Below are 16,456 nucleotides of genomic sequence, written 5' to 3'. Positions count from 1 at the left end.
GAATTATGTATGCTTATGATGAAATCGACCGCACGCTGATCAACGAGCGTGTCTCGGAATTCCGCGATCAGGTGAAGCGCCGTCTCGCAGGTGAACTCACCGAAGATGAGTTCAAGATGCTGCGGTTGATGAACGGCGTCTATCTTCAGCTTCACGCCTATATGTTCCGCGTCGCCATTCCCTATGGCACGCTGTCATCGCCGCAACTGCGCAAGATGGCGCATGTGGCGCGACGCTATGACCGCGGCTATGGCCACTTCACCACACGGCAGAACATCCAGTTCAATTGGATCAAGCTCGCCGATCTGCCGGATGCGCTGGAAGATCTCGCTTCGGTCGGCATCCACGCGATGCAGACCTCGGGCAATTGCACACGCAATGTCACCACCGATCAATGGGCGGGTGTCGCGCCGGGCGAGGTCGAGGATCCACGCATCTGGGCGGAATTGCTGCGGCAGTATTCGACCATGCATCCGGAATTCTCGTTCCTGCCACGCAAGTTCAAGATTGCGATCACTGCGTCGGCCCATGATCGCGCGGCGATCAAGGTGCATGACATCGGTCTACGAATTCACAAGAACGAGGCCGGCGAAACTGGCTTCGAAGTGCTGGTCGGCGGTGGCCTCGGTCGCACGCCATTCATCGGAAAGGTGATCAAGCCGTTCGTGCACGGCCGCGACATTCTGAGCTACGTCGAGTCCATCCTGCGCGTCTACAACCAGTATGGCCGCCGCGACAATATCTACAAGGCGCGCATCAAGATTCTGGTTCATGAGCTGGGCATCGAGAAATTCGCCGGCGAAGTTGAGGATGAGTGGCTGGCGACGCGCGAGAGTGCGCTGACGCTGGACAACGAGGTTGTCGAGGATATCCGCTCGCGCTTCAGCTATCCGCACTATCAGAAGCTCTCCGACACGCCGGACGAGTTGGCGGCCGCGTCGGCCGATCCGCATTTTGCGCGCTGGCTCAAGAACTCGGTCGCGCCGCATCAGCGGACCGGCTACGCCATCGTGACATTGTCGTTGAAGCCGGTGGGCGGCCCGCCCGGCGATGCCACGGCCGACCAGATGGATGCGGTTGCCGATCTTGCCGACAAATACTCGTTCGGCGAAATCCGCGTGGGCCATGAGCAAAATCTAGCGCTGCCGAGCGTGGCCAGGCGTGATCTGCCCGCACTGTGGCGGCAGCTCGACAAGCTCGGCCTCGCCACGCCGAACGTCAATCTGGTCACCGACATCATCGCATGCCCTGGCCTGGACTACTGCTCGCTGGCTAATACGCGTTCGATCCCGATCGCGCAGGAACTAACGCGGCGTTTCGCCAATAACGATCTCGCGGAGCTGATCGGTCGGCTGCATATCAACATCTCCGGCTGCATCAATGCCTGCGGCCATCACCATGTCGGCCATATCGGTATTCTCGGCGTCGAGAAGAACGGCGAGGAATTCTTCCAGATCACAATCGGCGGCCGTGCCGACGAACATGCCGTGGTCGGCACCCTGATCGGTCCGGCAGTGCCTTTTGCCGAGGTTGCCGACGTCATCGAGGATATCGTTGAAGCCTATCTGGCACTGCGTGCTCGGCCGGATGAATTGTTTGTCCAGACTGTCGAACGCCTCGGCGTCGAGCCGTTCAAGGAGCGCGTTTATGCCACTCGTTAAGCAAGGCAAGATCGTTGCCGACGGCTATATTCACGTGGCCGACGATGCGGAGATTCCGGTCGACGGAGCGGCGTTGGTGCCGGCTGCGCGTTTTCTCTCCGATCCGGAGGCGCTGCTGAAGCGCAGCAGCCCGACCGGTGTGATCTGGCCGAATAACCGCGATCCGGAAGAGCTGGTGCCTTATCTCGACAGGCTCGCGGTGGTCGCGCTGGTCTTCCCGTCGTTCCGCGACGGCCGAGCCTACAGCCAGGCGCGCCTGCTGCGTGAACGCTACAAATACAAGGGCGAATTAAGGGCAACCGGCCAGGTGTTACGCGATCAGTTCGTCATCATGCTGCGGGCCGGTTTTGATTCATTCGAAGTGAAGAAGGATGCCGATGCGGAAGCGTTCGCGGCTACGGTGAAACGCTACACGGTGTTCTATCAGCCGACGGGCGATGGTCGCATCACGGCGCTGCATCAGCGCATGCAGTTGCGTCATGCGGAGAACGCGCGCTAATTCGCCGCATGTCGACAGCTTTCGCAGCGTTGGTTGATGACAAATGACCAGCGCGCGATACGGTCTCCATACGAAGGCATATTCATAGCACATTGCTGCCGTCATGCCGCCAACATTGGAATCTGGTTTCGTTGACTTAGCGGTGCTTCTTCAAGATTTTGCCCCCACCTCATGACGATCGTGTTGTGAGGTTGGATGGAGATCAAAATGGTCCGTCGTATTCTTCCCGTCATTGCGGGTCTCTTAATTGCAACATCGGCGCACGCGGCAGACATTTCGCTGCTCAACGTGTCGTATGACCCGACGCGCGAGCTGTATGTCGATTTCAACAAATCATTCGCTGCTGCGTATCAGAAGGAAACCGGCAAGAGCGTCGAGATCAAGCAGTCGCATGGCGGCTCGGGGGCGCAGGCGCGCTCTGTGATCGATGGTCTGCAAGCCGATGTGGTCACCCTCGCGCTCGCCTACGATATCGACGCAATCGCCAATAAGGGCCTGCTGGCGAAGGACTGGCAGAAGCGCCTGGCGCAGAATTCATCACCCTATACGTCGACCATCGTGTTCCTGGTGCGCAAGGGTAACCCCAAGGCCATCAAGGACTGGGACGATCTGATCAAGAGCGGCGTCAGCGTCATCACGCCAAATCCGAAGACTTCTGGCGGCGCGCGCTGGAACTATCTCGGCGCCTGGGGCTATGCTCTGAAGAAATATGGATCGCAGGACAAGGCAAAGGAATTCGTCGGTAACATCTTCAAGAACGTTCCGGTTCTCGATACCGGCGCGCGTGGCTCGACCATCACCTTCGTCCAGCGCGGCGTCGGCGATGTCTTGCTGGCCTGGGAAAACGAGGCGTATCTGGCAATCCAGGAATTCGGCAAGGACAAGTTCGAGATCGTCGCGCCGTCGCTTTCAATTCTCGCCGAGCCGCCGGTCGCCGTCGTTGATACCGTCACTGATAAAAAGGGTACCAAAGCCGCTGCCGAGGCCTATCTGAAATACTGGTACACCAAGGAAGGTCAGGAGATCGCCGCGCGCAATTTCTATCGTCCGCGTGATGCCGATATTGCCAAAAAGTACGAGGCTTCCTTCGCCAAGGTTGATCTGTTTACGATCGACGACGTGTTCGGAGGTTGGACCAAGGCGCAGAGCGAGCACTTTACCGACGGCGGCGTGTTCGACAAGATCTACAAGAACTGATCGTTCGCAGCGAAACATCCAGACCGGTATGCCGGTCTGGGGCTTTTACCAAAGCAAGGGGACATTGTGAGCGCGGCACCTAAACGAAGTTCGTTGCCGGGGTTCGGCCTGAGCATGGGCCTGACCCTGACATGGCTGTCGCTTTTGATTCTGATCCCGTTGGCCGGGTTGTTCGTCAAGACAGCCGATCTCAGTCTCTCGCAGTTCATCGATACCGTCACCAGCAACCGCACCCTACACGCGCTCAGGATTTCGTTCGGATTGGCCTTCGCGGCTGCGCTGGTCAATCTGGTCGCTGGCCTGATTATCGTCTGGGCCCTGGTCCGTTACCGGTTTCCCGGTCGCCGGATGTTTGATGCCATTGTCGATATCCCGTTCGCCCTGCCCACTGCAGTGGCAGGCATAGCACTGACGACGTTGTTTGCGCAGAACGGATGGCTCGGCGCGCCGCTGGCGTCGCTCGGCATCAAGGTGGCGTTTACGCCGCTCGGAATTTTCCTGGCGATGGTCTTCATTGGCATTCCGTTCGTGGTGCGGACGGTGCAGCCGGTGCTGATCGACCTCGATGTCGAGATCGAAGAGGCCGCGGCCTGTCTCGGTGCCTCCCGCTGGCAAACCATCACCCGCGTCATCATTCCCAGCCTCACGCCGGCCATTCTCACCGGCTTCGCCCTGGCCTTCGCCCGCGCCGTTGGCGAATATGGCTCCGTGATCTTCATCGCTGGCAACCTTCCAAATGTGTCGGAGATTGCGCCGCTCTTGATCGTCATCCGGCTGTCGGAATTCCGCTATGCCGATGCGACGGCGATCGCGGTGGTCATGCTGGTCTTCTCATTCCTGATCATCTTCGTGCTCAATCGGCTGCAGCGCTGGGCGCAGACACGCGCGCTGGCCGTGAGTTGACCTGACATGACCATTACAATTATCAATTCGCCAGTCACCGTGGAGCGCGCCCAGTCCGTGGCACGACAGGACCTGCATACCGAGCCATGGCTCGTGCGCGGCATCATTATCGGTGTCGCAGTGATGTTCCTGACAGTGTTCGTGGTCCTGCCGCTGATTTTGGTATTCTCGGAGGCATTGTCCAAGGGCGTTGGGTTCTATCTGTCGGCCTTGGCAGATTCCGAGGCGCTCTCGGCCATCTGGCTGACGCTGATCACAGCAGTGATCTCGGTCAGCCTCAATCTGGTATTCGGCGTTGCCGCCGCTTGGGCGGTGGCCAAATTCGAATTCAGGGGCAAGACCTTGCTGGTCACCCTGATCGATCTGCCGTTCTCGGTCAGCCCCGTTATCTCCGGTCTGGTATTCGTGCTGCTGTTTGGTGCCCAGGGTTTCTTTGGGCCATGGCTGATGTCGCATGGCATCAACATTCTGTTTGCCGTGCCAGCGATCGTGCTGGCGACAACCTTCGTCACCTTCCCATTCGTCGCCCGGGAGCTGATACCGCTAATGCAGGAACAGGGGTCGCAGGAGGAAGAGGCTGCGATTTCGCTGGGAGCGAGTGGTTGGCGTACCTTCATTGTGGTGACGCTCCCCAACATCAAATGGGGCCTGCTCTACGGCGTACTGTTGTGTAATGCACGGGCGATGGGTGAGTTTGGCGCAGTTTCGGTGGTGTCGGGCCACATTCGCGGCGAGACCAACACCATGCCGCTGCTGGTGGAAATCCTGTATAATGAATATCAACTGGTGGCGTCGTTCGCGATCGCGTCATTGCTGGCTCTGCTGGCGCTCTTGACGCTGATCGCAAAGACCATCCTCGAAGGCCAGATTGAAGAAGGACAGCTGCCCCGTGACGATTGAAGTTCGGAATATCGTAAAGCAGTACGGTGCCTTCAAGGCGCTGGATAATGTCGACCTCAGGGTTGCTGATGGTGAGCTGCTCGCGCTGCTCGGACCGTCCGGTTCCGGCAAGACGTCATTGCTGCGAATTATCGCAGGGCTCGATTGGCCGGATTCCGGCGAAGTCTCGTTCGATGGCGAAAACGCATTGGCGCGGGGCGCCGGCGAGCGCCACGTCGGTTTCGTGTTCCAGCACTATGCGTTGTTCCGCCACATGAGCGTGTTCGAGAATGTGGCCTTCGGCCTGCGCGTGCAGCCGCGCGCCGTGCGCAAGAGCGAAGCGCAGATCCGCGCGCGGGTGAAGGAGCTTCTCGATCTCGTGCAGCTCGACTGGCTCGCCAATCGCTATCCCAGCCAGCTCTCGGGCGGCCAGCGGCAGCGTATTGCGCTGGCGCGTGCGCTCGCCATCGAGCCGCGCATTCTGCTGCTCGACGAGCCGTTCGGCGCGCTCGATGCCAAGGTCCGCAAGGAGTTGCGGCAGTGGCTGCGCACGTTGCACGAGGAAATCCATGTTACCTCGATCTTCGTCACGCATGACCAGGAGGAGGCGCTCGAAGTCGCCAATCGCGTCGTGGTGATGGACAAGGGCAAGATCGAACAGATCGGCACGCCTGGCGACGTTTACGATAACCCGGCGACGGCTTTCGTGCACTCATTCATAGGTGAATCGATCGTGCTCCCGGTCGATGTAAGCGACGGCCAGGTGAAGCTCGGCCATCGCCCGCTCAACATCGATGCGGGCAGCGCAAGCGGACCGTCGAAATTGTTTGTTCGTCGTCACGACATGCAGATCGGTCCGCTCGGCGAGGGAGCCCTCGAAGGCACCGTGCGCCGCGTCCGCACCTTCGGCCCGATCCAGCGCGCCGACATCGCGTTGTCCGGCGATGATACGCTGGTGGAGATCGATGCCCCGCGCGACCGTCCGCTCACCACGGGCGATGCGATCAGCCTGCAGCCGCGGCGCTACCGGATCTTTGCCGGGCAGGAGTGACTGCGCTTCTAAAAATCCCGTCCGTTCACCTTTCAGCCACGGTTGGTGTGCAACAACGGCCCCTTGATTTGGGGGATTGCCGATGAAGCGGGTGGCTCTGGCCAGTCTGGGAGTTCTGTTGCTGGCAGGGTGCGCGGGGACCGTCGATACCGTGCCGGACCAGCCCACCATGTATCTCAGCATGGCCAATGGTGGCGCCAAGCTCGATCCGGTGGCCGCAGCCTCGATGATCTCGCTGTACCGGCAGAACAACGGCCTCGGTCCGGTAGTGGTCGATCCCGCATTGATGGCGCTGGCGGAAGACCAGTCCACCGCCATGGCGAAACGGAACAAGCTCGATCACGACGTGAAGGCGCCGCTGGCCAAGCGTCTGAATGCCGGCGGTTATCCGGCGAGCTTGGCCGTCGAGAACGTCTCTGCGGGCTACCATACGATGGCCGAGGCCTTTTCTGGCTGGCGGGACTCGCCGCCGCATCGCGCTAATATGCTGAAATCCGGTGTCACAAAACTGGGCATCGCCGCGACCTACGCTCCCAACACCAAATACAAGGTGTTCTGGACCATGATCCTGGCTTCGACGGATTCCAAATAAGCCTTTCCAGATAGCCGAAGCGTGATGGTGCTCCGCACCATCCGAGATTGACGCCGCCGCAAGGGGACGCCACGGTACGGTTCCCGTCGCCGACAGGATCGAGTGGTCTCATGGATATGTCCGATCAGCCTCAATCCAGCGCTGCCAGCAAACCCGCCGAAGCCAAGCGCGTCCTGGTGCTGCAAGGGGGCGGCGCGCTTGGCTCCTATCAGGCCGGCGCCTATGAGGCGCTGTGTCATCATGATTTCGAGCCGGAATGGGTGGCTGGCATCTCCATCGGTGCCATCAATGCGGCGATCATCGCGGGCAACGAGCGCGACAAGCGGATCGGCAAGCTCAAGGAATTCTGGGAGATGGCGGCATCGCCGGTCCCTTGGAGCCCGATGCTGACGGATGACCGCGCGCGCTCTTATTTCTACGAGGCAGGCGCCGCTGTCATTGCTACATTCGGTGTGCCAGGCTTTTTCGTGCCGCGGATTCCGCCAGCTCCGCTGTGGCCGCCCGGCAGTCCGCAGTCGCAGAGCTTTTACGACACCGCGCCGCTGAAAGCGACGCTGGAACGGCTGGTTGACTTTGATCGTCTCAACGATTGCAAGACCCGGCTAAGCGTTGGCGCCGTGAGCGTGACCACCGGCAACTTCACTTATTTCGACAACACGCTCTTCAAGAAAGATCGCAAAAGGATCGAGCCCGAGCACATCATGGCCTCCGGTGCGTTGCCGCCGGGGTTTCCCTCGATCGTCATCGATGGCGAGCATTTCTGGGATGGCGGCATCGCCTCAAACACGCCGCTGGATTTCGTACTGGATGACGTCACCAGCGATCTGCTGATCTTTCAGGTCGATCTGTTCAGCGCGCGCGGGCCATTGCCGCAATCGATCCTGGAAGCGCAGGAGCGTGAAAAGGACATTCGCTATTCCAGCCGTACCCGCATGAATACCGACAAGAACAAGAAGATCCACAACATCCGCAAGGCGCTGCGTGATCTGATTGGCAAATTGCCGGCAGAACTGAAGCAGGATCCCGGAGTGGCCCTGCTGTCGGAAGCTGCGAAGGAAAATACCGTCACGGTGGTGCATCTGATCTATACGAGCAAGAATTACGAGTCGTCGTCGAAGGACTACAATTTCTCGCGCATTGGCATGGTCGAACACTGGGGCGCCGGCGAGCGCGATGTGTTCCTCTCGATGCGCCACAAGGATTGGTTCGAGCGGCCGCAATCCGATGAATCGATGGTGACCCATGCGCTCACCGCAGACGATTACAATGACCTCCCGCAGCATTTGACGTCCAACAGGAGCAAGTAATGGCTAATCTCACAGGCAAGACCGCCGTCGTCACCGGTTCGACCAGCGGCATCGGCCTCGCTTATGCGCGCGCTTTCGCAAGCGCTGGCGCCAATATCGTCATCAACGGCATGGGCGCGCCTGCTGACATCGAGAAGGAACGCGCGGCTATCGAGAGCGATTTCAAGGTCAAGGCGATCCATTCGCCAGCGGACATGACCAAGCCGGCCGAAATTGCCGAAATGATCGCGCTCGGCGAGAAGACCTATGGATCGGTAGATATTCTCGTCAACAATGCGGGTATCCAGTTTGTGTCTCCGATCGAGGAATTCCCGATCGAGAAGTGGGATGCGATCATCGCCATCAATCTCTCCTCCGCCTTCCACGGCATCCGCGCCGCCGTGCCCGGCATGAAGAAGCGCGGCTGGGGCCGCATCATCAACACCGCGTCGGCGCATTCGCTGGTCGCTTCGCCATTCAAGTCGGCTTATGTCTCTGCCAAGCACGGCATCGCCGGCCTGACCAAGACCGTGGCGCTGGAAGTCGCGACCCACAAGATCACCTGCAACTGTATCTCGCCCGGCTATGTCTGGACGCCGCTGGTGGAGAAACAGATCCCCGATACCATGAAGGCGCGCGGACTGACCAAAGAGCAGGTCATCAACGACGTCCTGCTGGAAGCGCAGCCGACCAAGGAATTCGTGACCTCCGAACAGGTTGCGGCATTGGCGCTGTTCCTGTGCGGTGACGATGCCGCACAGATCACTGGAACAAACCTGTCGATCGATGGTGGCTGGACGGCTGAATAAGTTTGCTTCCTGACCTCCTCCTGCTTTGCCGGGGGAGGTTGTTAGGCGCGTTGCTTTCCGAAGGCGAGCACGTGCAGTCCAAGCCGCTGCCGCACAATCCAGAACAGCAGGATCGTCTCGAAGGTAAGCGCAATCGACGTTGCCGCGGCGGCGCCATGGCCGCCGAATTTCGGCACCAGCACGAGACACAGCACCAGGTTCATCACGAAAGCCGACGCGTAGGCCACGGCGCAAATATGTTGGTGACCGAGCATGTTGAGCAGCCGCTCGACGGGACCGATTGCGGCGCGCACCACGAGGCCGATGGCCGCGATGAACATGATGTCGTAACCGCTGGTGAATTGCGGACCGAACAGCCATAGCAGCGGCTTGCCCAGAGCGAGCAGGATCAGCGTAGCTGCGAGCGAGGGCCAGAATGTCCATTTGATCGCGTGGGTGACATAAGCGGCGAGGCGGTCCTTGTCGCCGGCCGCGTGATATTCGGTAAAGCGATGCGCTGTTGTCGCCGACATCGCGTAATGAATGAACGATACCAGCGCCAGGGTCTTCACCACAGCGAAGTACACGCCGACTTCGTCCGATGAGACGAACTGCTGCAGCACCAGCACGTCGGTGTAGGACAGCAGCAGATAGAAGCTCTCAACCAGCAGGATCGGCAACGACACTGCGAGCCAGCCGCGATAGTCATAGGCTTTCGGGCCGGGTTCGATATGCGCCGCGAGCCGGCGATTGAGCACGATCATCTGGCCGATCATCGCGACCCAGACGGCCGCCACGCTGGCTAGCATTGCGATGGTCGCACCAAGCTTAAAGCCCAGTGCGAAGGCGCCGGCGGTGAAGCCGATGATGAGCGCCTGGCGGATGATGAATTGCGGCATCAGGCCGAGGCGCATCCAGTCATGCGAGCGCGCGATACCATCCTGCGTGTTGGCGACGACGAAGGCCGGCAGCGTCAGGCAGCCGAGATAGAGCGGCACCACCGTGTCGGCGTCGATCCACGGCGAGATGAGTTTGACGAGGCCAGCGAGCAGCAGCGAGACCATCACCGAGACGATACCGGTCATCCAGCGGCTGCCAGAGAGAAAGCCGCGCAGCCGCGCGTGGTCGCCGCTGGCGCGATACTCCGGGATGATCTTCTGGGCTGAAGCGGCGATGCCGAAATCCATCATCGAGCCGAGCAGCAGTACCCATGTCCAGACATAGACATAGATGCCGTAATCCGACGTGCCCATCCAGCGCGCCAGCAGGATCTGGGAGAAGTAAGCGAGGCCGGCCGAGATCACGCGGATGAGGAAGATGGTGCCGGCGAGGCGGCGCGTCAGCGCTTCGCCTGAGCCGGTGAACAGCGCGCCCAGCCTAGCCTTGAGGCCGGTGGGCGCGGTTGCGGGTGCGGAGTTTGCGTCCATCACGGCCACGACAAGGTCCTCAGCCGCAGGCGTGCGGCAGCGGTCTGGCGTAGCAAGTAGTCGTTAACATCCGGTTGGGCGGAGATATACAGGTTGCGCGCAACAGGTCACGCGCCAGCGGTATCAGGGCAGGTTGACGTTGAATTCATAGGCGCGGTCGCTGCCGACCAGCGTCAGTTTCAGGGCCGCGCCATCGGTCGTGGCGCCGGGCGGCACGCCGTCGAGTTCGAAGCTGAAGCGCTTCACGCCCGGCGGGCTCTTGGCCTCGAGTTTGGGGATCGGCAGCGCCCATTCCGGCGTCGGGCCCTCGACGAACAGGTTGGGTTCGCTGCCTTCGGGCGCCACGACGTCAACGAACACATTCTTGCCCTCGCGCTTGAGGTCGCGCACCGTCAGCGGACTGGTGTCGCCCATGGTTGCCGGCTTAGGCACGGTATCGAGCGCCGCGGTCAGCGCGCCGTCTTCAGTGCTGGCCACGCTGGTAAAAGCGAGTTCGGCATTGGCGTCGACCGGAATGCATAGCTTGTCGCAGACCGCATAATTGATCGCCGCACGGAGAATCACCGGCTTGCCGGGGTCTTTGGCGATCACCCGCATCGGTAGCACCACCTGTTTCACATAGCCCAGCGACAGGCCACCAGCTCCATCCTCGAATTTTTTCGGCGCCGGCCACAGGATGGTGACGGTATCCAGGTTCTCCGATTTGGAAAAATCGAAGCGGGGCGGTACCCCGGAATCACCGGGATTCCGCCAATAGGTGTGCCAGCCGGGCTGCAGCTGGATCGCGATGCCTCCCAGCATTACCGGCCCGCTACGCGAGCCTGCCACAAGCCTGATCTGCGAATGACTGTCTATCTGCCAAGGTGAGGTGTCCTCCGCCTGCGCGCTGCAGGTGAGGAGCAGGCCCGCGGCGCAGACAGCGACAATGTGGTGCGGAACAGATGCGGTCATCGGGCGTCCTTACAGGGTGGGCCTGTCATAAAGCCAAACCTGTCTTAAGCTATTGAACTGCTTGTGATCCGGTTTTCGTATGCGTTGCGGAAGGCTGATTGACAGAACCCAGACCCAATATCAGGATAGGCAACGAAATGAGAGCGGTTTGCTGATGGAACCCACTCGCAAGCGCCCCCGGAGAAGCCGCGCGAAATCCGGCGCCGGCGACACTGGCAACTACCTCGACGGGCAGTTGCTGATCGCCATGCCTGTGATGGAAGACGAGCGCTTCGCCCGTTCGGTGATTTACGTCTGCGCGCATTCGTCGGAAGGTGCCATGGGCATCATCGTCAATCGGCCTGCGGGGAGCATCGATTTTCCCGAATTGCTGGTTCAACTGGACATCATTGAAAAGTCCGACAGCATCAAGCTCCCGGAAAGCGCCGAAAGCATGAAAGTGCTGAAGGGCGGTCCGGTCGAGACCGGCCGAGGTTTCGTGCTGCATTCCAGCGATTTCTTCATCAAGGACGCGACATTGCCGATCGACGATGGCGTCTGCCTCACCGCGACCGTGGATATCCTGCGCGCCATCGCCAATGGCGGTGGACCCAAGCACGCGATTCTCGCGCTGGGCTATGCCGGCTGGGCGCCGGGCCAGTTGGAAGACGAAATCCAGGGCAACGGTTGGCTGCATTGCGCAGCTGATGAGGATCTCATCTTCGGCGGTGATGTTGAGGAGAAGTATCTTCGCGCGCTGCAGAAGATCGGGATCGCCCCGGGGATGTTGTCGGCCGAGGCCGGGCACGCGTGAGCGTCCGCTAGACTTCCAGCTATCAGCGACGGCCCTACTCAGCTCGCCGCTTCCAATCGCTCTTCCGTTAGCATGCGCATCGCCGCATCCGCATCCATCGGCTCACCGAAGGCAAAGCCCTGGGCGTATTCGCAGCCGAGCTGATACATCTCCACCGCATCCGAATCTGTCTCGACGCCTTCAGCGACGACGTCCATGCCGAGATCGTGGGCCATCGCGATGATGGATTTGAGGATCACCGGGCGGGTGCCGCGCGAGGTGGTGCGAACGAAGGACTGGTCGATCTTCAGCGTGTCGAACGGGAAGCGCTGCAGATAGGATAGCGACGAGTGGCCAGTGCCGAAATCGTCGAGCGAAAGGCCCGTACCGAGTTCGCGGATCCGGTGCAGCATCTGCGCTGCATGTTCCGGATTTTCCATCACCAGCGATTCCGTGAGTTCGAGCTTCAGCGTGCCGCGCGCGACTGACGAGCGTGACAGCACGGTGCGGATGTCATGCAGGAGGTCGTGGCGCAGCAGTTGCCGCGAGGAGACGTTGACGCTGGCGAAGATCGGTTCGCGCGAGCGCATCGCGCGCTGCCAGATCGCGAGCTGGCGTGCAGTCTGATCCATCACGAACATGCCGAGATCGATGATCAGGCCGATCTCTTCCGCGATCGCAATGAATTCCGACGGCGACATCCGGCCGAGCTTCGGATGATCCCAACGGGCCAGCGCTTCGAAGCCGGCGATGGAGCGATCTTCCAGCCGAACGATGGGCTGATACAGGATGGTGATTTCCTGGCGCTCGATGGCGCGGCGTAGTTCGGATTCGAGCGTCAGGCGGTCGGTCTTGCGCGCGCGCATTGCCGGTTTGTAGACGTCGATACGGTCGCCACCGATCCGCTTCGAATGATACATCGCGAGCTCGGCGTCCTTGATGAGCTCGTCGGTCAGCGGCACAGCTGGATCAGAAAGCGCCAGGCCTATCGAGGCCGTCAGGAAAATTTCGCGGTCATTGAAGGCAATCGGGGCGCGGATGGTCTTGCGAATGGTTTCGGCGAAAGCCGTGATCTTGGCGGCGTCCTGTTCGGACATCAGGATCAGGCCGAACTGGTCGCCGGCGAGGCGGGCCAGCGTGTCCTGCGGCTTCAGGATGCGGGTGAGACGACGGGCCAGCGTCAGCAGGATCGAGTCGCCGACGGCTATGCCAACGGAATCGTTGACCTGTTTGAAGCGATCGAGATCGATCACCATGATGGTTGGCCGCATGGTCGGCACAGTCTTGGAGAAATTCGCGACGGCGTTGAGGCGGTCGATGAACAGCTTGCGGTTCGGCAGACCGGTGAGATTGTCGTGCACCGAGTCGTGCAGCATGCGTTCTTCGGCGTTCTTGATCTCGGTGACGTCGGTGAGGGTGCCGACCACGCGTGACACTTCGCCGTCGGAGCCAACCACCGGGCGTGCTTTCAGCGCGAACCACATGAAGTGACCGTCGGGGGTGCGCAGGCGGAAGTCCTGCACGAGGCGGCCGCGACGCTGGTCGAGCACGCTGTCCAGCGCCGCCCGGAAGCGATCCTGATCGAGCGGGTGGAGCACTTCGAGCCAGCTTGCGGCAGGGCCTTCCAGTGTGCCGCGCTTGAGGCCAAGCAGCGCTTCGGTCTCGGGCGAGGTGAACACTTTGTCGGCGGAGACGTCCCAGTCCCAGATCAGATCGCCGGAGCCGGTCAGCGCCAGCGCGCGGCGCTCGACGTCCGACACGATGCCATTGGTGGCGCCGCCGCCCGCGAAGGCGTGCTGCATGACCGTGAAGCCGATCAGCATCACGATCAGCACGAGGCCGCCGAGCAGCGCAGGCCCGACGATGTCATTGGTGACACTGCCGGCGACGGTCATGCCCGCGGCCACAACCCACACCACGAGCAGGAACCAAGTGGGGATCAGCAACACCGCGCGGTCGAAGCCATGGGTGGAGAGATAGACGATCAGCGCAAAGCCGGCGAAGGCGATGAGCACCAGTGAGATGCGCGCGATACCTGAGGCGACAGCAGGATCGAACAGCGCCAGACCTACGAGAGAGCCAAGGAAAGCCAGCCAGCCTAGCGTGATGTGCGAGTAGCGGACATGCCATCGACTGAGATTGAGATAAGCAAACAGGAACACCAGCAGCGTCGCCGCCAGGATCGCTTCCCCCGAGGCGCGCCAGACGCGCTCGGCGCCCTGGGACATGTCGAGCACCTTGCCCCAGAAGCCGAAGTCGACACCGATATAGACCAGCACGGCCCAGGCCAGGGCCGCGGCGGCCGGGAACATGATGCTGCCCTTCACGACGAACAGGATCGTCAGCACCAGCGCCAGCAGGCCGGAGATGCCGATGACGATGCCTTGGTACAGTGTGAATGAGTTGACCTTGTCCTTGTAGGCTTCCGGCTCCCACAGATAGAGCTGCGGCAGCTTGTTGGTGCGCAGTTCGGCGACGAAGGTGATAACGGCACCGGGATCGAGGGTGACGCGGAAGATATCTGCAGTGGCACTATCCTGACGTTCCGGACGGTCGCCGGTCGACGGTGTGATGGTCGCAATGCGCGACAGGCCGAGATCGGGCCACAAGAGGCCGGACGACACGATGCGATAATGCGGTGCGACGATCAGACGATCGAGCTGATCGTCGGTGTTGTTGGCGAGCGCGAACACCACCCAGTTCTGACCGGCTTCGCGGCCACGCACCTCGATGCGGCGAACGATGCCGTCGGTGCCGGGTGCGGTGGAGACCTGGATGCGGTCGGTGTCGCTATGCTGATATTCGAGGATGCCGGTGAGATCGATCGCAGGCGCGTCACCGCGGACGCTAACAGCGTCAACAGCCTGTGCCGGTGCTGCGGCAACAACAATCATCAGGCCGAGCGCGAGCGGCGCGAGCCACCTGATCAAACGCAATGTCATTCTCCGCGATCAACAAAACATCGACCCTGCGTCACGCAGAAGCAGGGCCATTTCCCGACGCGCGATAAATGACATGAAAGCGAGATAAATCAAAGGGTTTCCGGCTGTTCTCCAGCCCTAAACGACCAACACAATTTTGCCAATATGTGCGCTGGTTTCCATGCGTTTGTGCGCGTCTGCAGCCTTTTCCAGCGGGAAAGTGCTGTCCATCAGGGGCTTAACCTTGCCGGCCTTGAGTAGCGGCAGAACATTGGCCTCGATCGCCCTGACCATGGCGGCCTTGTCGGCATTAGTGCGGGGCCGCAGAGTCGAGCCGGTATAGTGCAGCCGCTTCACCATGATCTTGGCGGCGTTGATGGTGGCTTTCGGGCCGTTCAGCACCGCAATCTGCACGATGCGGCCATCGACGGCGGCGGCATCGAAGTTTTTCTCCACATAGTCCGCGCCCACCATGTCGAGGATCAGCTCGACGCCGGTCTTGGTGATTTCCTTGACGCGTTCAACGAAATCCTCGGTCTTGTAGTTGATGGCGTGATCGGCGCCGAGCTTGAGGCAGGCATCGACCTTGTCTTGGGAGCCGACGGTGACGATCACCTTGGAACCTAGCGCCTTGGCGAGCTGGATCGCCATGGTGCCGATGCCGGAAGAGCCGCCATGGATCAGCACGGTTTCGCCGGGCTGCAAGCCGCCACGTTCGAACACGTTATGCCAGACGGTCATCAGGGTTTCGGCGGTGGCGCCGGCCTCGGTCATCGAGAAGCCTTCGGGGACCGTCATCGCCTGCGCATCCTGTGCGATGCAATATTGCGCGTAGCCGCCGCCGGCGACCAGCGACATCACCTTGTCACCGAGCTTGTGTTTGGTGGCGCCTTCGCCGAGGGCGACGACTTCACCGGAGATTTCGAGGCCGGGCAGATCGCTGGCGCCAGGCGGCGGCGGATAGGCGCCGGAGCGCTGTGCGACGTCCGGACGGTTCACACCGGCGGCTGCGACCTTCACCAGGATTTCGCCGGGACCCGGCTTTGGAACGGGGCGCGTTTCGGGAATCAGCACCTCGGGGCCGCCCGGTTTGCTGATACCAACGACGGTCATTTGCGTGGGCAGCTTTTCCATGATTTGTCCTTGCGGCGTACGGGATGTCGGTTGGCCATCTGATTAAACAGCCGGATCAATGCTGGCAACATCCGGTGCATATTCGAATTTGAGACGGGGAGGGCCCCAAATGGCGATCGACGACGACGACAAACCGAAGAAGAAGGTCAGCCATGAGGTCGGGCAGGACCTCTCGCTGCTATCGGTCGAGGAACTCGCCGAGCGGATCGCGCTGCTCAATGGCGAGATCGCGCGGCTGCAATCGAGCATGACCTTGAAGCGCGCGACGCGCGATGCGGCAGATCGCTTTTTCAAATCGTGACGGGCTATTGAACGGCGCTCTCCCGGCTCTCTGCCGTCATTGCGAGGTGAAGGAAAGCTGTGCTGCAGCTTTCCTCTTAGCGAAGCAACGCGGC

At 60.9% G+C, this 16,456-nt stretch carries 15 protein-coding genes; 11 read left to right on the top strand and 4 right to left on the bottom strand.

The window, feature by feature from the left end; all coding sequences use genetic code 11:
* Positions 1 to 5 precede the first annotated feature (5 nt).
* The 9 genes from AB7813_RS12505 (at position 6) to AB7813_RS12465 (ending at position 8,877) form a co-directional block, all read left to right on the top strand.
* Positions 6 to 1,661 carry a nitrite/sulfite reductase gene (locus tag AB7813_RS12505; RefSeq protein ID WP_439062851.1) on the top strand — a complete coding sequence of 552 codons (1,656 nt, stop codon included), beginning with the start codon at positions 6 to 8 and terminating at the stop codon, positions 1,659 to 1,661.
* The gene (locus AB7813_RS12500) at positions 1,648 to 2,160 is read left to right on the top strand and encodes a DUF934 domain-containing protein (RefSeq protein WP_439078018.1); all 513 of its coding nucleotides are present in this window, start codon (positions 1,648 to 1,650) and stop codon (positions 2,158 to 2,160) included. The genes AB7813_RS12505 and AB7813_RS12500 overlap by 14 nt, the downstream gene beginning before the upstream one ends.
* A gap of 207 nt (positions 2,161 to 2,367) precedes the next feature.
* On the top strand, positions 2,368 to 3,357 hold the full coding sequence (locus AB7813_RS12495) for a sulfate ABC transporter substrate-binding protein (protein WP_089265721.1): 990 nt from the start codon (positions 2,368 to 2,370) through the stop codon (positions 3,355 to 3,357).
* A 66-nt stretch (positions 3,358 to 3,423) separates the two neighbouring features.
* Complete coding sequence (cysT, locus tag AB7813_RS12490; protein WP_439062849.1) at positions 3,424 to 4,260, top strand: sulfate ABC transporter permease subunit CysT; 837 nt, start codon at positions 3,424 to 3,426, stop codon at positions 4,258 to 4,260.
* A 6-nt stretch (positions 4,261 to 4,266) separates the two neighbouring features.
* Positions 4,267 to 5,160, top strand: a complete 894-nt coding sequence (gene cysW / locus AB7813_RS12485) for a sulfate ABC transporter permease subunit CysW (protein ID WP_089265417.1) — start codon at positions 4,267 to 4,269, stop codon at positions 5,158 to 5,160.
* The gene (locus AB7813_RS12480) at positions 5,150 to 6,190 is read left to right on the top strand and encodes a sulfate/molybdate ABC transporter ATP-binding protein (RefSeq protein ID WP_089265416.1); all 1,041 of its coding nucleotides are present in this window, start codon (positions 5,150 to 5,152) and stop codon (positions 6,188 to 6,190) included. Before cysW ends, AB7813_RS12480 begins: the two co-directional genes overlap by 11 nt.
* Before the next feature lie 82 nt (positions 6,191 to 6,272).
* Positions 6,273 to 6,782: a CAP domain-containing protein gene (locus tag AB7813_RS12475; RefSeq protein WP_439062848.1), complete on the top strand. Its 510-nt coding sequence runs from the start codon at positions 6,273 to 6,275 to the stop codon at positions 6,780 to 6,782.
* Between the two features lie 110 nt (positions 6,783 to 6,892).
* Positions 6,893 to 8,089 (top strand): DUF3734 domain-containing protein, encoded by a 1,197-nt coding sequence (locus AB7813_RS12470; protein WP_093756813.1) that lies wholly within the window; start codon positions 6,893 to 6,895, stop codon positions 8,087 to 8,089.
* The gene (locus AB7813_RS12465) at positions 8,089 to 8,877 is read left to right on the top strand and encodes a 3-hydroxybutyrate dehydrogenase (protein WP_089265413.1); all 789 of its coding nucleotides are present in this window, start codon (positions 8,089 to 8,091) and stop codon (positions 8,875 to 8,877) included. Before AB7813_RS12470 ends, AB7813_RS12465 begins: the two co-directional genes overlap by 1 nt.
* A gap of 41 nt (positions 8,878 to 8,918) precedes the next feature.
* On the opposite strand, the gene AB7813_RS12460 is transcribed toward AB7813_RS12465, so the two are convergent.
* Positions 8,919 to 10,292 carry a flippase gene (locus tag AB7813_RS12460; RefSeq protein WP_439062847.1) on the bottom strand — a complete coding sequence of 458 codons (1,374 nt, stop codon included), beginning with the start codon at positions 10,290 to 10,292 and terminating at the stop codon, positions 8,919 to 8,921.
* A 114-nt stretch (positions 10,293 to 10,406) separates the two neighbouring features.
* Positions 10,407 to 11,234 carry a protein-disulfide reductase DsbD domain-containing protein gene (locus tag AB7813_RS12455; protein WP_089265411.1) on the bottom strand — a complete coding sequence of 276 codons (828 nt, stop codon included), beginning with the start codon at positions 11,232 to 11,234 and terminating at the stop codon, positions 10,407 to 10,409.
* Between the two features lie 154 nt (positions 11,235 to 11,388).
* Here AB7813_RS12455 and AB7813_RS12450 point away from each other — a divergent pair, with 154 nt between their 5' ends.
* Positions 11,389 to 12,027 carry a YqgE/AlgH family protein gene (locus tag AB7813_RS12450; RefSeq protein ID WP_439062846.1) on the top strand — a complete coding sequence of 213 codons (639 nt, stop codon included), beginning with the start codon at positions 11,389 to 11,391 and terminating at the stop codon, positions 12,025 to 12,027.
* Between the two features lie 38 nt (positions 12,028 to 12,065).
* On the opposite strand, the gene AB7813_RS12445 is transcribed toward AB7813_RS12450, so the two are convergent.
* Positions 12,066 to 14,942: an EAL domain-containing protein gene (locus AB7813_RS12445; protein ID WP_309948672.1), complete on the bottom strand. Its 2,877-nt coding sequence runs from the start codon at positions 14,940 to 14,942 to the stop codon at positions 12,066 to 12,068.
* A gap of 123 nt (positions 14,943 to 15,065) precedes the next feature.
* Positions 15,066 to 16,061, bottom strand: coding sequence for an NAD(P)H-quinone oxidoreductase (locus AB7813_RS12440; protein WP_120291731.1), 996 nt, complete (start codon positions 16,059 to 16,061; stop codon positions 15,066 to 15,068).
* Between the two features lie 109 nt (positions 16,062 to 16,170).
* On the opposite strand from AB7813_RS12440, the gene AB7813_RS12435 reads away from it, so the two are divergent.
* Positions 16,171 to 16,362 carry a DUF1192 domain-containing protein gene (locus AB7813_RS12435; protein WP_089265408.1) on the top strand — a complete coding sequence of 64 codons (192 nt, stop codon included), beginning with the start codon at positions 16,171 to 16,173 and terminating at the stop codon, positions 16,360 to 16,362.
* Positions 16,363 to 16,456 lie beyond the last annotated feature (94 nt).

The sequence above is a fragment of the Tardiphaga sp. 20_F10_N6_6 genome (genome assembly GCF_052076045.1).
GTDB lineage: Bacteria > Pseudomonadota > Alphaproteobacteria > Rhizobiales > Xanthobacteraceae > Tardiphaga > Tardiphaga robiniae.
The sequence above is the reverse complement of the archived record's forward strand: the minus strand, read 5'-3'. Positions and strand labels throughout refer to the sequence as shown.